Below are 14723 nucleotides of genomic sequence, written 5' to 3' on the forward strand. Positions count from 1 at the left end.
TCCAAAGAGCATCAAAGACGAGATAATGTAACATTTGGTTACTTCAGGAGAACATATTAATCATGGGTCGCGCTGAAAAAGTTGTGCTTGCTTATTCCGGTGGAGTGGATACCTCCGTTTGTATCCCCTACTTGAAAAATGAATTTGGCGTTAAAGAAGTGATTACCCTCGCCGTAGACTTAGGACAGGGGGATGAACTGGGGCCAGTCAAACAAAAAGCTTTAGACTCTGGTGCTGTAGAATCGTTAGTCATTGATGTGCAGGAGAGTTTCGTTAAAGATTACGCTTTCCCCGCCATTCAAGCCAATGCGTTGTATGAAAACCGTTATCCTCTCGCTACAGCCTTAGCTCGTCCGCTCATTGCGAAAACCTTAGTGGAAGTCGCCGAAAAATACGGTGCGGATGCTATTGCTCATGGTTGTACCGGAAAAGGCAACGACCAAGTGCGGTTTGATGTGTCTGTGGGTGCATTAAACCCGAAATTGAAAATTTTAGCCCCCGCGCGGGAATGGGGAATGAGTCGGGAAGAAACCATCGCCTATGGGGAAAAATTCGGTATTACATTCCCGGTGAAAAAATCCTCACCCTACAGTTTAGATAAAAACTTATTGGGAATTGCCATTGAAGCAGGGCCATTAGAAGATCCTTGGACGGAACCTTTAGAAGAAGTTTATGCAATGACAAAACCCATTGCTGAAACGCCTAACGAACCGGAATATGTTGAAATTGGGTTTGAGAATGGGGTTCCTATCAGTTTAAACGGGGAAACTATGAACGGGGTTCAGTTAATTGGAAAATTAAATGAAATTGCCGGAAATCATGGCATCGGACGCATTGACATGATTGAAAACCGTTTAGTCGGCATTAAATCACGAGAAATTTACGAATCTCCGGCGATGATTGTGTTAATTAATGCCCACCGAGATTTAGAAAGTTTAACGTTAACCGCCGATGTGACTCGGTATAAACGGGGCATTGAAGAAACCTATAGTCAGTTAGTTTATAATGGCCTGTGGTATAGTCCGTTAAAAGCAGCTTTAGATGCCTTTATCCAACAAACTCAAGCCCGAGTTTCTGGTACAGTTCGGGTGAAATTGTTCAAAGGAAATGCAACTGTTGTGGGTCGCAAATCTGAAAATTCTCTCTATAGTCACGACTTAGCAACCTATGGTTCTGAGGATGTTTTTGATCACAAAGCAGCCGAAGGTTTCATTTATGTTTGGGGTTTACCGACTCGCGTTTGGTCGGAAAAAATGAGAGGTTAAATTCATCAGAGGGTGAGTCCTTGCTCACCCTACGAGCCAATCAAAATATAATATGTCCCTGGTCTTCATATCGTTCAAACATTACCATATCAACAATCTCGCTAAATTTCTATAAAAGGTGTCTAGGATGATTACTCTCAGTATAATATTCCCAGGGAAGGAGAAAGGCGATTATTTTAATCTAAATCAAAGGATTTAAGAGACTTAACCCCAAACCCAATCCATACTTACGATTTTATATCAATGAGGGAACATGGCAAAAATTAATGGTGTGATGATGCAATATTTCCATTGGTATCTCCCGGCTGATGGAACCTTGTGGGATAAAACAAAAATTAACGCCCAAGAGTTAGCGGATGCAGGAATTACGGCTTTATGGTTACCCCCGGCTTACAAAGGCGCAAGTGGTGGAATGGATGTGGGATATGCCGTTTATGATATTTATGATTTGGGAGAATTTGATCAAAAAGGGTCAATTAGAACGAAATATGGCACTCGTCAAGAATATTTAGATGCGATAAACAGCTTACATCAAGCAGGAATTGAAGTTTATGCTGATACGGTATTAAATCACAGAATCGGGGCAGATGGAACAGAAGTGGCAAAAGCAACTCCTTTTCCTCAATATGATCGGAAAAATCCAAAAGGAGATTTACGAGATATTAAAGCTTATACTATCTTTAACTTTCCAGGTCGCCAAGGAAAATATTCTAAATTTGAGTGGCATTGGTGGCATTTTGATGCTGTTGATTATGATGAATTTACCAAAGAATCAGGAACCGTTTATTTATTTGAAGGCAAAATTTTTGATGATTATGTTGCCTTGGAAAATGGCAATTTTGCTTATCTAATGGGAGCAGATTTAGATTTCCAATATGAAGAAGTCAGAACTGAAATTATCAACTGGGGGAAATGGTATCTCGACACAACAGATGTGGATGGATTTCGCTTAGATGCTATTAAACATATTTCCGCTTGGTTTTTCCCAGAATGGTTGGATGCCATGGAAAAATATGCAGGTCGGGAACTTTTTACCGTTGGAGAATATTGGGCGCCTGATACTGGCATCTTGAATTGGTATTTAGACACTGTTGGTCAACGAATGTCGGTGTTTGATGTTGCCCTTCATTATAATTTTCATTATGCTAGTAAGGCTGGGGGATATTATGATATGCGGACGATTCTGGATGGAACTTTAATTAAAGGAAGTGCTATGAATGCCGTTACTTTTGTTGAAAACCATGATTCTCAACCGTTACAAGCCTTAGAATCAGTCGTTGAACCTTGGTTTAAACCCTTAGCTTATGCCATTATTTTATTGCGTCAAGAGGGTTATCCTTGTATTTTTTATGCCGATTATTACGGTGCAGAATATGAAGATAAAGGACGGGATAGCAATACGTATAAAATTGTTTTACCCTCCCATAAAGAGTTTATTGATCAGTGTCTTTATGCGCGTCAAAATTTCTGCTATGGCTCTCAATATGACTATTTTGATCACCCCGATATTATTGGTTGGACTCGCTTAGGAGATGAACAACATCCGAAAGCAATGGCGGTGATTTTAAGTGATGGCCCAGAAGGAATTAAACCAATGGAAGTGGGTAAACCCAACACCAAATTTTATGACCTGACGGGGAATATTCAAGCACCCATTGAAACAAATGATTCTGGTTGGGGTGAATTTTCTTGTAAAGGGGGTTCTGTTTCCATTTGGGTTCAGAAGTAGGGTTTTAAATTTCGGATTTTAATCAATTTCTAAGAGTGCGATAGTTTTTCAAACTTGAAAATAAGTTATAATAAATTCTGAACAAGCTGAGAATGTTAATATTGATTAGATTTTTTAAGAGTCTTTTCTTGTTCAGAATTTTAACCCTCAAATATTTTGTTAACAAATTACCATGCCTGATTTTATTGAACAACCCAGTCGAATTACAGCAGCAGGAAATAAACCAAAATTAATTGATGAATATATCGGACGAGTGAATAGTAAAACCGACGCAGTTAGTATCGCTTATATGAACTCTCCGGGGGGATGGATTGAACCGGGACAGCGACCAGAATTTGATGAATTTACAGTTGTTTTAAAGGGAGTATTACGGGTAGAATATGAAGGCGGTCAACGGGATATTTTAGCAGGACAAGCGGTGATTACTTACAAAGGAGAATGGGTACGTTATAGTACACCAACGGAAGATGGTGCGGAATATGTGGCGGTTTGTATTCCGGCTTTTTCTCCTAATATTGTTCATCGGGATCAGGACATTAATTGATATTATTTTTGAATTAAAAATGCACAGAATTGCAGCTACACCCGGAGGATGGAACCCGGATACAGAAGGGGTTATTTTTATTGAACAAACCCCAGCACCCATTATTTTTTTAACGGCGGCGGATACAGACATTCAAACCTTAGCATCCCTAGGGTCTAAACTTCCAGCCAATTTTCCCAGTTTGCGAGTTACAAATTTATTACAATTACAACAACAATTAACCATTGATACCTATGCAGAAAAAATTTTAGAAAAAGCAAAAATCATTATTTTAAGATTATTAGGAGGACGTTCTTATTGGTCGTATGGGTTAGAAGTATTACAAGAAACTGTTACTAAAACTAAAGCACAATTAATTATTCTTCCGGGTGATGATCGTCCTGACCCGGATTTAATCAGTCATTCAACGGTATCGTTATCGATTGTTAATCAAGTTTGGCGATATTTAACCGAAGGAGGGGTTGATAATTTTACTCAAGCATTATTATTAATTGCTAATCATATTTTTAATAAAAATTATTCTGTTACTCCTCCAGTTGTTATCCCAAAAGTTGGTTATTATCAATGGAATTCTAATTTAAAATCTAAGAATTATATTGCTAAAGTTGGAATTATATTTTATCGCGCTCATTACCTATCTGGTAATTTAGATCCGATTGATTCCCTCTGTCAAGCCTTAGTTCAATATAACTTAGAACCCATTCCGATTTTCGTTTCTTCGCTGCGAGATCCTGATCTTCAAACGGAAGTTTTAACCTATTTTCAACCTCAAAGAATTCAATTACTAATCAATACAACCAGCTTTTCAATTGCTTCAATTTCAGAAGATGGAAATCAACCGCCATTATTTACGTTAAATCTTCCGGTTTTACAAGTAATTTTCAGTGGGGGAACATTAGAACAATGGCAGAATAATTTTATGGGACTTTCCCCTAGAGATATAGCCATGAATGTTGCTTTACCCGAAGTAGATGGACGGATAATTAGTCGAGTGATTTCTTTTAAAGCAGTGGAAATTTGGAACCTGACTTTAGAAACTCATGTGGTTCGATATGTTGCAGTTGAAAATCGGGTTGACTTTGTAGCAGAATTAGTAAAAAATTGGATTAATTTAAAACAGAAACCACCAGCAAAACGACGTATTGCCATTATTTTAGCTAATTATCCTTGTCGAGATGGACGGTTAGCAAATGGGGTGGGTTTGGATACACCAGCCAGTTGTATTAAAATTTTACAAGCATTAAAAAATGCTGGATATTCTTTAGAAAATTATCCTGAAACCGGAGAACAATTAATTGATCAATTAACCTCTGGCGTAACAAATGATCCTGAAGGATGGGAGTTACGGTCTGTTTATCAAAGGTTATCTTTTGAAGACTATCAACAGTATTTTGCAACGTTACCTTTATCGGTTCAAACGGCAATTCATGACCGATGGCAGCATTATTATAACGAAAAACAAAAGATTTCTCAAGGGTTTGCTATTTCAGGAATTCAACTTAATAATGTTTTTATTGGTATCCAACCCTCAAGGGGATATGATCTAGATCCGAGTTTAAATTATCATGCACCGGATTTAGAACCCACACCCGATTATTTAGCGTTTTATTATTGGTTACGATATCAATTTAAAGCCAATGCAATTATTCATTTAGGAAAACATGGAAATTTGGAATGGTTACCCGGTAAAAGTGTAGGATTATCGGAAAATTGTTATCCTGAAATTGCATTAGGTGCGTTGCCAAATTTTTACCCCTTTATTGTTAATGACCCCGGGGAAGGAACCCAAGCAAAACGTCGTTCTCAAGCGGTAATTTTAGACCATTTAACACCGCCGTTAACCCGTGCAGAATTATATGGATCATTACAACAATTAGAAGGGTTAATGGATGAATATTATGAAGCCCAAAGTTTAGATCCGTCTCGCTTATCGTTGATTTCAGAAAGAATTATTCAATTAATTCAACAGGAAAATTTAGAAGAAGAATTAGGTTTACCTAAATTTAGTAAAAAAGCGATTAATCAAGATAAAAATACTATTTTTAGTGAATTAGATCGATATTTATGTGAATTAAAAGAAGCACAGATTCGAGATGGATTACATATTTTTGGGCAATGTCCCCAAGGTGAACAATTCAGGGATTTAATCATAGCGATCGCTCGTCATCCTGATGCTAAACGATTAGGATTAACTCGCGCCATTGCAGAAGATTGGCAGTTAGAATTTGATCCGTTAACCTCAGATTATGGGGAAATTATTAATCAAACCATCAATGATAAATTCTGCCGAACTGTTGGGGATGGAGTAGCTATAATTGAAGAATATGCGATTAAATTAATTGAAAAATTACCAAATTTTCAGAATCAAGGAAAATTTATTCAACAGGAATTAAACTGGATTAAGGACAACTTATTACCGAATTTATTAAAAACTTCTGAAGAAATTACCAATTTATTAAAAGGTTTAGACGGTCAATTTATCCCCAGTGGTGCATCCGGTGCTCCTACAAGGGGAAAACCTGATGTTTTACCGACAGGACGCAATTTTTATTCCGTTGATATTCGAGCAATTCCAACAGAAACCGCTTGGAAAGTTGGGGAATTAGCAGCATCTGCATTAATTGAACGTTATACTCAAGAAAATGGAGAATATCCGCGTACATTAGGGTTATCCGTTTGGGGAACTTCAACCATGCGAACGGGGGGGGATGATATCGCCGAAGCCTTAGCATTATTAGGTGTAAAACCTGTGTGGGATTATCCTTCGCGGCGAGTAATTGATTTTGAAATATTACCCATTTCAATTTTAGGTCGTCCCCGTGTCGATGTCACCTTAAGAATTTCCGGGTTTTTTAGAGATGCGTTTCCTAATTTAATTGATTTATTTGATCAAGCTGTCATTGCTGTTTCTAATTTAGATGAACCGGAAGATCAAAACCCTTTGGCGGCACAAGTGAAACAAGAAACAGAATTATGGGTAAAAGAAGGGTTAACAACTGAACAAGCAAATTTGCGATCGCGCTTGAGAATTTTTGGATCTAAACCCGGTGCTTATGGAGCAGGTTTACAAGGGTTAATTGAGTCGCAAAATTGGCAAGATGATCAAGATTTAGCAACGGCTTATATTAACTGGAGTAGTTACGCTTATACGAGTGCCAATTCTGGGTATCAACAGGGAATTTCTGCTTCTGAAGCCTTTCAAAATAGGTTAGAAAAGATGCAAATTGTTCTGCATAATCAAGATAACCGAGAACATGATTTATTAGACTCCGATGATTATTATCAATTTCAAGGGGGAATGACCGTTGCAGTTAGAACATTGACGGGGAAAAATCCTCAAACTTATTTTGGGGATAATGCGATTCCTGAAAACCCAAAAGTGAAGCTTTTAAAAGAAGAAATTGCTAAAGTTTATCGTTCCCGTGTGATTAATCCTAAATGGATCGCTGGCGTGATGCGACATGGCTATAAAGGAGCATTTGAACTATCAGCAACCGTTGATTATTTATTCGCTTATGATGTTACCGCCAGTTGTGTTGAAGATTTTATGTATGAAGGGGTAGCGAATACTTACATTTTTGATGAGAAAGTGCAACAATTTATTCAAGAAAAAAATCCTTGGGCATTACGCGATATGGCAGAACGATTATTAGAAGCCCATCAACGAAAAATGTGGCAAACAGCAAGTCAAGATATGATCGAACAGTTAAGAGCAATTGTTCATCAAGCAGAGGGAATGATTGAAGGGAAGGTTTAACTGGAACTTTTTCATTTATAATGATTTCAGAGAAAGCCCGATTAACCTAAACTATTTACGCCTAGCTAACAATTGCTATGAGTCTATTGTCTATATTAAACTTGTTGATGCGATCAAAAGGTAAACATAGCTTAATGATCGCTACAGTTCCCTTTATTATCTTAACGGTTGGGTGTTCATCATTGAAACAATCTTCTCAACCTCCTGCTTCTTCTGAGACTGCGATCGCAGCTTCTATTATTCCCAATTCTCCGAAATTAGATGCCAACAAAATATTAGTGGGACAGGAAAATTTATCGAATCAAACTCTTTCTAAATCTCAAACTTGTATTGAAGAAAATCATTTAGATGAATCGATGAAATTTGCTTTGCAAGCTGCTAATTTAGCCCAAACCGCTAAATCTAAATCAGAATGGGATGAAGTCGCCCGGTTATGGTTACAAGCGGTGGCGTGGATGCAAGCGGTTCCTGCTAATAGTCCTAAACGAGTATTTGCTGAGAAAAAAGTGATTGAATATATGCGAAATTTAGCTTATTCTCAACAGCAAGCCGCACGTTCGGGTTCCGTTGCTCAGTTTCCCAGTTTTGATAGTGAACCGTTAGATCAACAATTACAATTATATTTATCTTATTTGAGTACCGTTGGTAGACCTGATATTTTAATTGTGGGCAGTTCTCGCGCCTTACAAGGGGTTGATCCGGCACAAATGCAGCAAGCGTTAGCTAAAAAAGGATATCAAAATTTAAGGATTTTTAACTTTGGAGTTAATGGTGCAACGGCGCAAGTTGTCGATTATATTTTAAGAGAAGTTTTAACCCCAGAACAACTCCCTAAATTAATTATTTGGGCGGATGGAGTGAGGGCGTTTAATAGTGGTCGAATTGATCGCACCTATGAGGCAATTATGGCTTCACAAGCCCATCAAAAAATAGCGGCTGGAATTCGTCCCCAATTAGCTAAAGCTGAACCAAATTCTAAAACCAAATGTTATCAATTACCAAACTCTTGTAAACTGAAAGACAACCCTAAATTTCAGTTTGAAACTTCTAGTTTTATTCAAGATTATGATTCTAGTTTAGCTGCAATTTCTAATGATAATACTCTATCTAGCTATCAGAATTTATTCTATCGCCCTTCAGAATTTAATGTTTCTGCAACTCTTGTTTCTTTAGATGCCATTGAAGCCAATGGATTTTTACCTTTATCGATTCGGTTTAACCCCAAGACCTATTATCAGCAAAAACCTTATGTTTCTGGAGCTTATGATGGAGATTATCGAGCCTTTAATTTAGGAGGAGAACAAGCGAGAGCGTTTGATTCAGTTGTCGCTTTTGTTCGTTCTAATAATATTCAATTGGTGTTTGTGAATTTACCTCTCACGGATGATTATTTAGATGGCACTCGCTGGTCGGCTGAAGTTGAATTTCAAGAACAAATGCAACAGTTATCTCAAGAGTATGGTTTTATTTTTATTGATTTATCTGAAAAGGCATTAACTCAATATAATTATTTTGCAGATCCCAGTCATTTAAACCGTTATGGAGCTAGTATCGTTGCCCAAACAATTGTTGCTAACCCGTCTATTCCTTGGCCCCGTGCTAGATCTTAGAAACCGGGTTTATTCAATAAAAAACTCGGCAGATTTGAGTTGAACCCTAACTTAATTTTAGCTCTACCAATCTAGTGTAATCAATTTATCCAAATTTGGTAATCGATCAGGGATAATAATAACAAGACTTTGAGCAAAAATGGGATAGCGTCGTGGAAATTAAACAGGTTATTATCGCGCATAAAGCTAGAGATCCGTTAAGCCAACGCTGGGCGGAACAATATGCTAAATATTTAGAAAAGCAGGGATGTCATGTATTAATGGGGCCAAGTGGTGCTAAAGATAACCCCTATCCGGTTTTTCTCGCTTCTAGTAACATTCCCATCGATTTAGCCATTGTATTAGGTGGAGATGGAACAGCCTTAGCCGCCGCTCGACATTTAGCCCCGGAAGGAATTCCAATTTTAGCCGCTAATATAGGGGGACATTTAGGATTTTTAACCGAGTATTTTGAAGATGTTGAAAATACAGAAGCCGTGATTGATAGATTGTTTCAAGATCGTTATGCTGTGCAAAGTCGGGTGATGTTACAAGCGACTGTTTATGAAGGAAATCGCACGAATTTAGAACCCGTTAGTGATCGCTTTTTAGCTTTAAATGAAATGTGTATAAAACCAGCTTCTGCTTATCGAATGCCTACATCATTTTTAGAAATGGAAGTGGATGGAGAAGTTGTTGATCAATATCAAGGGGATGGTTTAATTGTGGGCACACCAAGCGGTTCCACTTGTTATAATACATCCGCCGGAGGGCCGATTTTACACCCTGGAATGGCAGCTATTACGGTTACTCCCATTTGCCCCTTAAGTTTATCCAGCCGTCCCATCGTTTTACCTCCCGGTTCAGTTGTTAGTGTTTGGCCGTTAGCTGACCCGGAACATGATACTAAACTCTGGATGGATGGGGTATTAGCAACGTCGGTTTGGCCCGGTCAACGGGTGGATGTTTCCATGGCAAATTGTGAGGCAAAATTTATTATTCTGCGTGAGAATTATTCGTTTTATCAAACTTTAAGAGAAAAATTACAATGGGCTGGGGCAAGAATTCGCCATATTAATAATCATCGGAATTGAAGCTAGAAAAAACAAATGAGCGCTCGTCAACATTTAGAAGATATAGACGTAACCTTAAAAATTCTTTACCAAAAACTGGGGGAGTTTGAACAGGTGTTAAGCTTTTACCCATTTAAACTCTATAACCTAGTGAGTCAAGGTAGGCGTATTTGTCTGTTTATGTCTTACTTTCGGTTCGACTTGCAGAAACACAATATTCATATAATGCTTTATGACAATTTCGTTTTCTGATAATTTCATAATTGATCTGTTTATAACCTAAAATTTTCAGAGACTCAGATAAAATTAATGCTGTATCAACAGTATTGTTAAAAAAATTTGAATTACCAATAATATAATATAAATTTGCTTGATCTTTAAGAATAGACCTCAGTGAAGATAAATGAAGATGAATATCATGAAAATATTTTAACACATAAATAGCCATTAAATCAGCATTTTTACCCCCAGATTTGTTGATTTTATCTACAGTTATAAATAGTTCTTTAGGTAAATTTTTTTCTTCGATTTGCCAAGAATTTAAACGACTGGTAGCAATTCCCCAAGTTCCCCCAATTGTTAACCAGTCAATTTCACCAGCTTCTTTTGCTTCAGTTATAAACTTAGTCCAATACATATAAGGACGCAGTTCACGAATATAACTCATGCGATTAGGATAAGGTGGTGAAGTAATCACTTGATCAGCTTTAATATGATCTAATCCGATTAGAGTTTTAGAATCTGTCTCAATAATAGTTATCATCCCTGAAATATTGGTTTCTGCTGTTTTTAAAATAAACTCAAGAATAGTCAGAAATAAGTCTTCAGTATATTCTATATCAAACTGGTTAACTGTTTCCTGAAATGACATAGAAACATGGTTAAACGAGGCGGAAGAAGTTTCGATAATCAGACGGCAAAAAGCAATCCACACTAAACTATAATGATTATTTTCGGGTTCACCAAAATAATTGACTAAAGCGGTTCGCAAAGCTGTCAGTAATTTTAGGGTATGCCTAGACCACCATCTTTCAATATTAAATATAGCGGGTATCCAATTGTCTTGATTAATTAAAGCTTTATAATCCTTAAAAGCAAGTTTTATTCTGTTCCTGATATCTGTTATTTCAGCCTTAGAATAGTTTCTACATTTGGCAGTTCCTAACCAAACTAAAAACGGATTAATATCAAATAAAATTGCCTGTTTTCCCTGTTCTGCCGCTACAAGTCCTGTCGTTCCTGTACCGGAAAAGGGATCAAGAATCATTGCGTCTGGTTCAACAGAAGTTAAAAGCTTTTCAACTAATTTAACACCATAGGCAGGAGTCAGACGTAACCATCCGTGTCGTCCTAAATTCTGATTATGTTTAAAGGTATATTCCGGTCTTTGTTTTACAGTTGATAACATTATTCAGCCCTTAATAAAGCTTCTAGCGTTGTATATATTTCATCTCGAATTAATGAAGAATTTCGGTGCAAGAAATCGGCTAAATCATAGCCTAACACATTCTTGGAAAAAACAAACAGAGAATTTTGGCTAGTTCCTAATAAAGTTCCGGTGATAATTCCTCCTCGGCTATTCCGATATCTTAAGACTAAATCGGAATCAATTTGTGAGGAAAAAATAGCAAATACAGGTAAGTATCCATTAGCCCAAGCAACGGCAATATTATCAATATCAGCATTTTGTCTTTTACTATCTTTACTTTTATAACCTTGTCGAACTTCAAATACGGCTCCATTTGCAGGTGCAGGAACATCCAGAGATTGACTATAATTTGCTATCCATTGCGTGACTCTTTCTCTAACATCATAATTTTGAATTGCCGTTAATTCTAATCGAGCATCTAAGGATAACGTTCTTTCCTTATTGTTTCTTGTCTGCACTGTGTAAGACCATAGAACATCTTTTGGATCATCATAATTGGCTTGATCAATAATAATCTGTCGAAATAAACTTTCACAACCTCTCCCAATTTGTCGATAAATAGAAGTCATTCCTCCCGCAGCTTTATGAGCAGCATACATTAAATCTGAATTCAGACCAATCCAAGAATAAAACGGATCTGAACCATATAATGATAGAAATCCCGCTAAATCTAATCCTTCTTCTCGATTTCCTAATCCAAATTTAGGTTTATACCGCCTACAAACTTTAATGGGATCTAAAAACCGCTTCAGATAAAGGTTTTCGTCAGTCACAGTAAATTTTATAAATTTAGTTTGCCTCAATTGAGTATACAATAAGGTGTAAATTAAGAATAATGTCGCAAAGATCTCAACAGAGAGGCATTTCCCAAAAAACAAAGCTACACTAGAAACAGTTAACAAGCCGAGAGGTTATCTCCCTATGCCTCAAATTATTAAAAATCAACCGAGTGGGTTATATATTCAAACCCCTAACGAAGAACCGATCGCCTTTCCCCTTAAACATACGAATGTTAGTGCTAAAATTGCGGGGAATCTGTCACGGGTGGAAGTCACCCAGAGTTTTGAAAATACTTTTACCACAACCTTAGAAGCAGTTTATATTTTTCCGTTACCCGATGAAGCCGCTGTCGATGAAATGTTGATTCAAATTGGCGATCACACCATTAAAGGTAACATTAAAAAACGGGAAGAAGCCCAACAAATTTATGAACTGGCGAAACAACAAGGACGCACCGCCGGACTGTTAGAACAAGAACGGGATAATATTTTTACTCAATCTTTGGCTAATATTAAACCCGGTGAACAAATTGATGTCATTATTTGCTATTCCGATAGCTTGAAATTTACCGGAGGAAATTATGAATTTGTGTTTCCAATGGTGGTTGGCCCCCGTTATATTCCGGGGGTAGCCATTGAAGATCCCAGCGCACCCCTAACCCAAAATCAAGATACGGATTTAGTTCCCAATGCGTCTCGTTTAAATGCGCCGATTTTGCCGGAGGGGATGCGATCGCGCCATGATATTAATGTAACGGTTGAAATTGATGCAGGAGTGCCGATTCTGGGGATTAATTCTCCCTCCCACCAACTGGAGATTGACCATAGTGGACAAAATGCCCGAATTACCTTAGCTCAGGGAGATACCATCCCCAATAAAGACTTGATGTTGCGGTATCAGGTGGCTGGAGAACACACCCAAACAACGGTTTTGACCCAAAGCGATGAACGGGGAGGACATTTCGCAGTTTATTTGATTCCTGCTATTGAGTATGCTGCGGATCAGATTGTTCCGAAAGATGTGGTTTTTCTCATCGATACTTCGGGTTCTCAACAGGGTATGCCACTGATGCAATGTCAGGAATTGATGCGACAGTTTATTAATCACTTGAATCCAGACGACACCTTTAGTATTATTGATTTTGCCAATACCACGCAACAGTTGTCTGCGGTTCCCTTGGCGAACACCCCCCAAAATCGCGCCCAAGCGTTGCAGTATATTAATCAATTACAGGCGGATGGAGGCACGGAACTATTACGGGGAATTCAGGCGGTTTTAAATTTCCCGGTTGCGGATGTGGGACGGTTGCGGACGGTGGTGTTGTTGACTGATGGATATATTGGTAATGAAAATCAAGTGCTGGCGGAGGTACAACAACATCTCAAACCCGGAAACCGCCTGCATAGTTTTGGGGCGGGAAGTTCCGTTAATCGCTTTTTGATTAACCGCATTGCTGAGTTGGGGCGAGGGATTTCTCGGATTATTCGCCATGATGAACCTGTAGAACCCGTTGTGCAAGAGTTTTTTTCTCAGATTAATAACCCGGTTTTAACCAGTATTGAGGTTTCTTGGCAAGGAGAGGGAGAACAACCTGTTATTTATCCCACCCTAGTATCGGATTTGTTTGCAGAACAACCCTTAGTCTTATTTGGCAAGAAACCGGATAGCAATTCTGGCATTTTGCAGATTCAGGGGTCTGCTGCGGGTGGCACTGCTTATCAACAGCAGTTGAACTTGAATTTTGAATCTGGGGGGAATCCAGCTGTTGCTCAATTGTGGGGACGCTCACGAATTAAGGCATTGATGAATCAGATGGTACAAGGGGAAACCAAGGCGCGAGTAGAGGCGGTAACGGAAACGGCTCTCACTTATCAGCTATTATCTCAGTATACCGCGTTTGTGGCAGTGAGTGATGACGTGCGGGTGAATCCAAGTGAAGCGTTGGTGTCGGTGCAAGTCCCTGTGGAAATGCCGGAAGCAGTCAATTATGAGGCGATTTATGGCTATGGTTCTGCGTTACAGGCTCCCTCTGCTCCAGCGAGAGCGAGCCGTTCTATGATGCCTCGAATGATGAAAGCGCAAAGCCCCAAGATGAATAATAGTTTGGCGTTTTCAGAGCCAACAGAGATGAATGCTTTTTTCGCGGAAGCGGAAGGCGTATTTTCAGAATTTGAACCTCCATCTCCTATTTTAACGGCTTTAGAGATAGTGAGCGCGACGGGATTAGATGAAGAAGCGATCGCTTTTTTAACTCAACATTTACAATCAATTAAAATTCCAACGGGAATTAAGGGTGATTTAGTGTTTGAGTTAAAGATTCATAAAGGACGAGTTAAACAGGTGATTTTAGATGAAGAAGCTTCTACCATTCAAGATGCTAAAATCATTGAATTAATTCGGCGATCGCTCTTAACTTGGAAACCCGCTCAACCTAACCCCATAACTGTTATTTTAACGTTGAGAATTGATGGTTAATAATTGACTACTGTTACTTGTTAGTTATTGGTTGTTAGTTGTTAGTTATTGGCTGTTAGCGAGCGAGGACGCTCACACTACC

Annotated in this window: 9 protein-coding genes; 7 read left to right on the forward strand and 2 right to left on the reverse strand. The window is 38.3% G+C overall.

Annotated elements, in window-relative coordinates; all coding sequences use genetic code 11:
• Nucleotides 1–62 precede the first annotated feature (62 nt).
• From PL9214_RS22400 to PL9214_RS22425, 6 genes are all read left to right on the forward strand, one after another.
• Nucleotides 63–1265 (forward strand): argininosuccinate synthase, encoded by a 1203-nt coding sequence (locus tag PL9214_RS22400; protein WP_072721052.1) that lies wholly within the window; start codon nucleotides 63–65, stop codon nucleotides 1263–1265.
• A gap of 253 nt (nucleotides 1266–1518) precedes the next feature.
• A complete protein-coding gene (locus PL9214_RS22405) occupies nucleotides 1519–2994 on the forward strand; it encodes an alpha-amylase (RefSeq protein ID WP_072721054.1) in 1476 nt (491 codons plus the stop codon).
• Nucleotides 2995–3166: 172 nt separating this feature from the next.
• A complete protein-coding gene (locus tag PL9214_RS22410; protein ID WP_072721055.1) occupies nucleotides 3167–3538 on the forward strand; it encodes a cupin domain-containing protein in 372 nt (123 codons plus the stop codon).
• Between the two features lie 19 nt (nucleotides 3539–3557).
• Nucleotides 3558–7295: a cobaltochelatase subunit CobN gene (gene cobN, locus PL9214_RS22415; protein WP_072721057.1), complete on the forward strand. Its 3738-nt coding sequence runs from the start codon at nucleotides 3558–3560 to the stop codon at nucleotides 7293–7295.
• Nucleotides 7296–7372: 77 nt separating this feature from the next.
• Nucleotides 7373–8905, forward strand: a complete 1533-nt coding sequence (locus tag PL9214_RS22420) for a DUF1574 family protein (RefSeq protein WP_245824335.1) — start codon at nucleotides 7373–7375, stop codon at nucleotides 8903–8905.
• Nucleotides 8906–9057: 152 nt separating this feature from the next.
• Complete coding sequence (locus PL9214_RS22425) at nucleotides 9058–9978, forward strand: NAD(+) kinase (protein WP_072721061.1); 921 nt, start codon at nucleotides 9058–9060, stop codon at nucleotides 9976–9978.
• 157 nt (nucleotides 9979–10135) lie between these two features.
• Here PL9214_RS22425 and PL9214_RS22430 read toward each other — a convergent pair whose 3' ends face one another.
• Both PL9214_RS22430 and PL9214_RS22435 read right to left on the reverse strand, forming a co-directional pair.
• Nucleotides 10136–11365: a DNA methyltransferase gene (locus PL9214_RS22430; protein WP_072721063.1), complete on the reverse strand. Its 1230-nt coding sequence runs from the start codon at nucleotides 11363–11365 to the stop codon at nucleotides 10136–10138.
• Nucleotides 11365–12159 carry a hypothetical protein gene (locus tag PL9214_RS22435; protein ID WP_072721065.1) on the reverse strand — a complete coding sequence of 265 codons (795 nt, stop codon included), beginning with the start codon at nucleotides 12157–12159 and terminating at the stop codon, nucleotides 11365–11367. The genes PL9214_RS22430 and PL9214_RS22435 overlap by 1 nt, the downstream gene beginning before the upstream one ends.
• A 148-nt stretch (nucleotides 12160–12307) precedes the next feature.
• On the opposite strand from PL9214_RS22435, the gene PL9214_RS22440 reads away from it, so the two are divergent.
• Nucleotides 12308–14641 carry a VIT domain-containing protein gene (locus tag PL9214_RS22440; protein ID WP_072721067.1) on the forward strand — a complete coding sequence of 778 codons (2334 nt, stop codon included), beginning with the start codon at nucleotides 12308–12310 and terminating at the stop codon, nucleotides 14639–14641.
• Nucleotides 14642–14723: the final 82 nt, after the last annotated feature.

Origin of the sequence: Planktothrix tepida PCC 9214, assembly GCF_900009145.1 — a bacterium.
Lineage (GTDB): Bacteria > Cyanobacteriota > Cyanobacteriia > Cyanobacteriales > Microcoleaceae > Planktothrix > Planktothrix tepida.

What these genes read in the sequence shown, in the direction of transcription:
- PL9214_RS22410 (WP_072721055.1), top strand. Translation starts at nt 3,167, where the DNA reads ATGCCTGATTTTATTGAACAACCCAGTCGAATTACAGCAGCAGGAAAT.
- PL9214_RS22400 (WP_072721052.1), top strand. Translation starts at nt 63, where the DNA reads ATGGGTCGCGCTGAAAAAGTTGTGCTTGCTTATTCCGGTGGAGTGGAT.
- PL9214_RS22405 (WP_072721054.1), top strand. Translation starts at nt 1,519, where the DNA reads ATGGCAAAAATTAATGGTGTGATGATGCAATATTTCCATTGGTATCTC.
- cobN (WP_072721057.1), top strand. Translation starts at nt 3,558, where the DNA reads ATGCACAGAATTGCAGCTACACCCGGAGGATGGAACCCGGATACAGAA.
- PL9214_RS22420 (WP_245824335.1), top strand. Translation starts at nt 7,373, where the DNA reads ATGAGTCTATTGTCTATATTAAACTTGTTGATGCGATCAAAAGGTAAA.
- PL9214_RS22440 (WP_072721067.1), top strand. Translation starts at nt 12,308, where the DNA reads ATGCCTCAAATTATTAAAAATCAACCGAGTGGGTTATATATTCAAACC.
- PL9214_RS22430 (WP_072721063.1), bottom strand. Translation starts at nt 11,365, where the DNA reads ATGTTATCAACTGTAAAACAAAGACCGGAATATACCTTTAAACATAAT.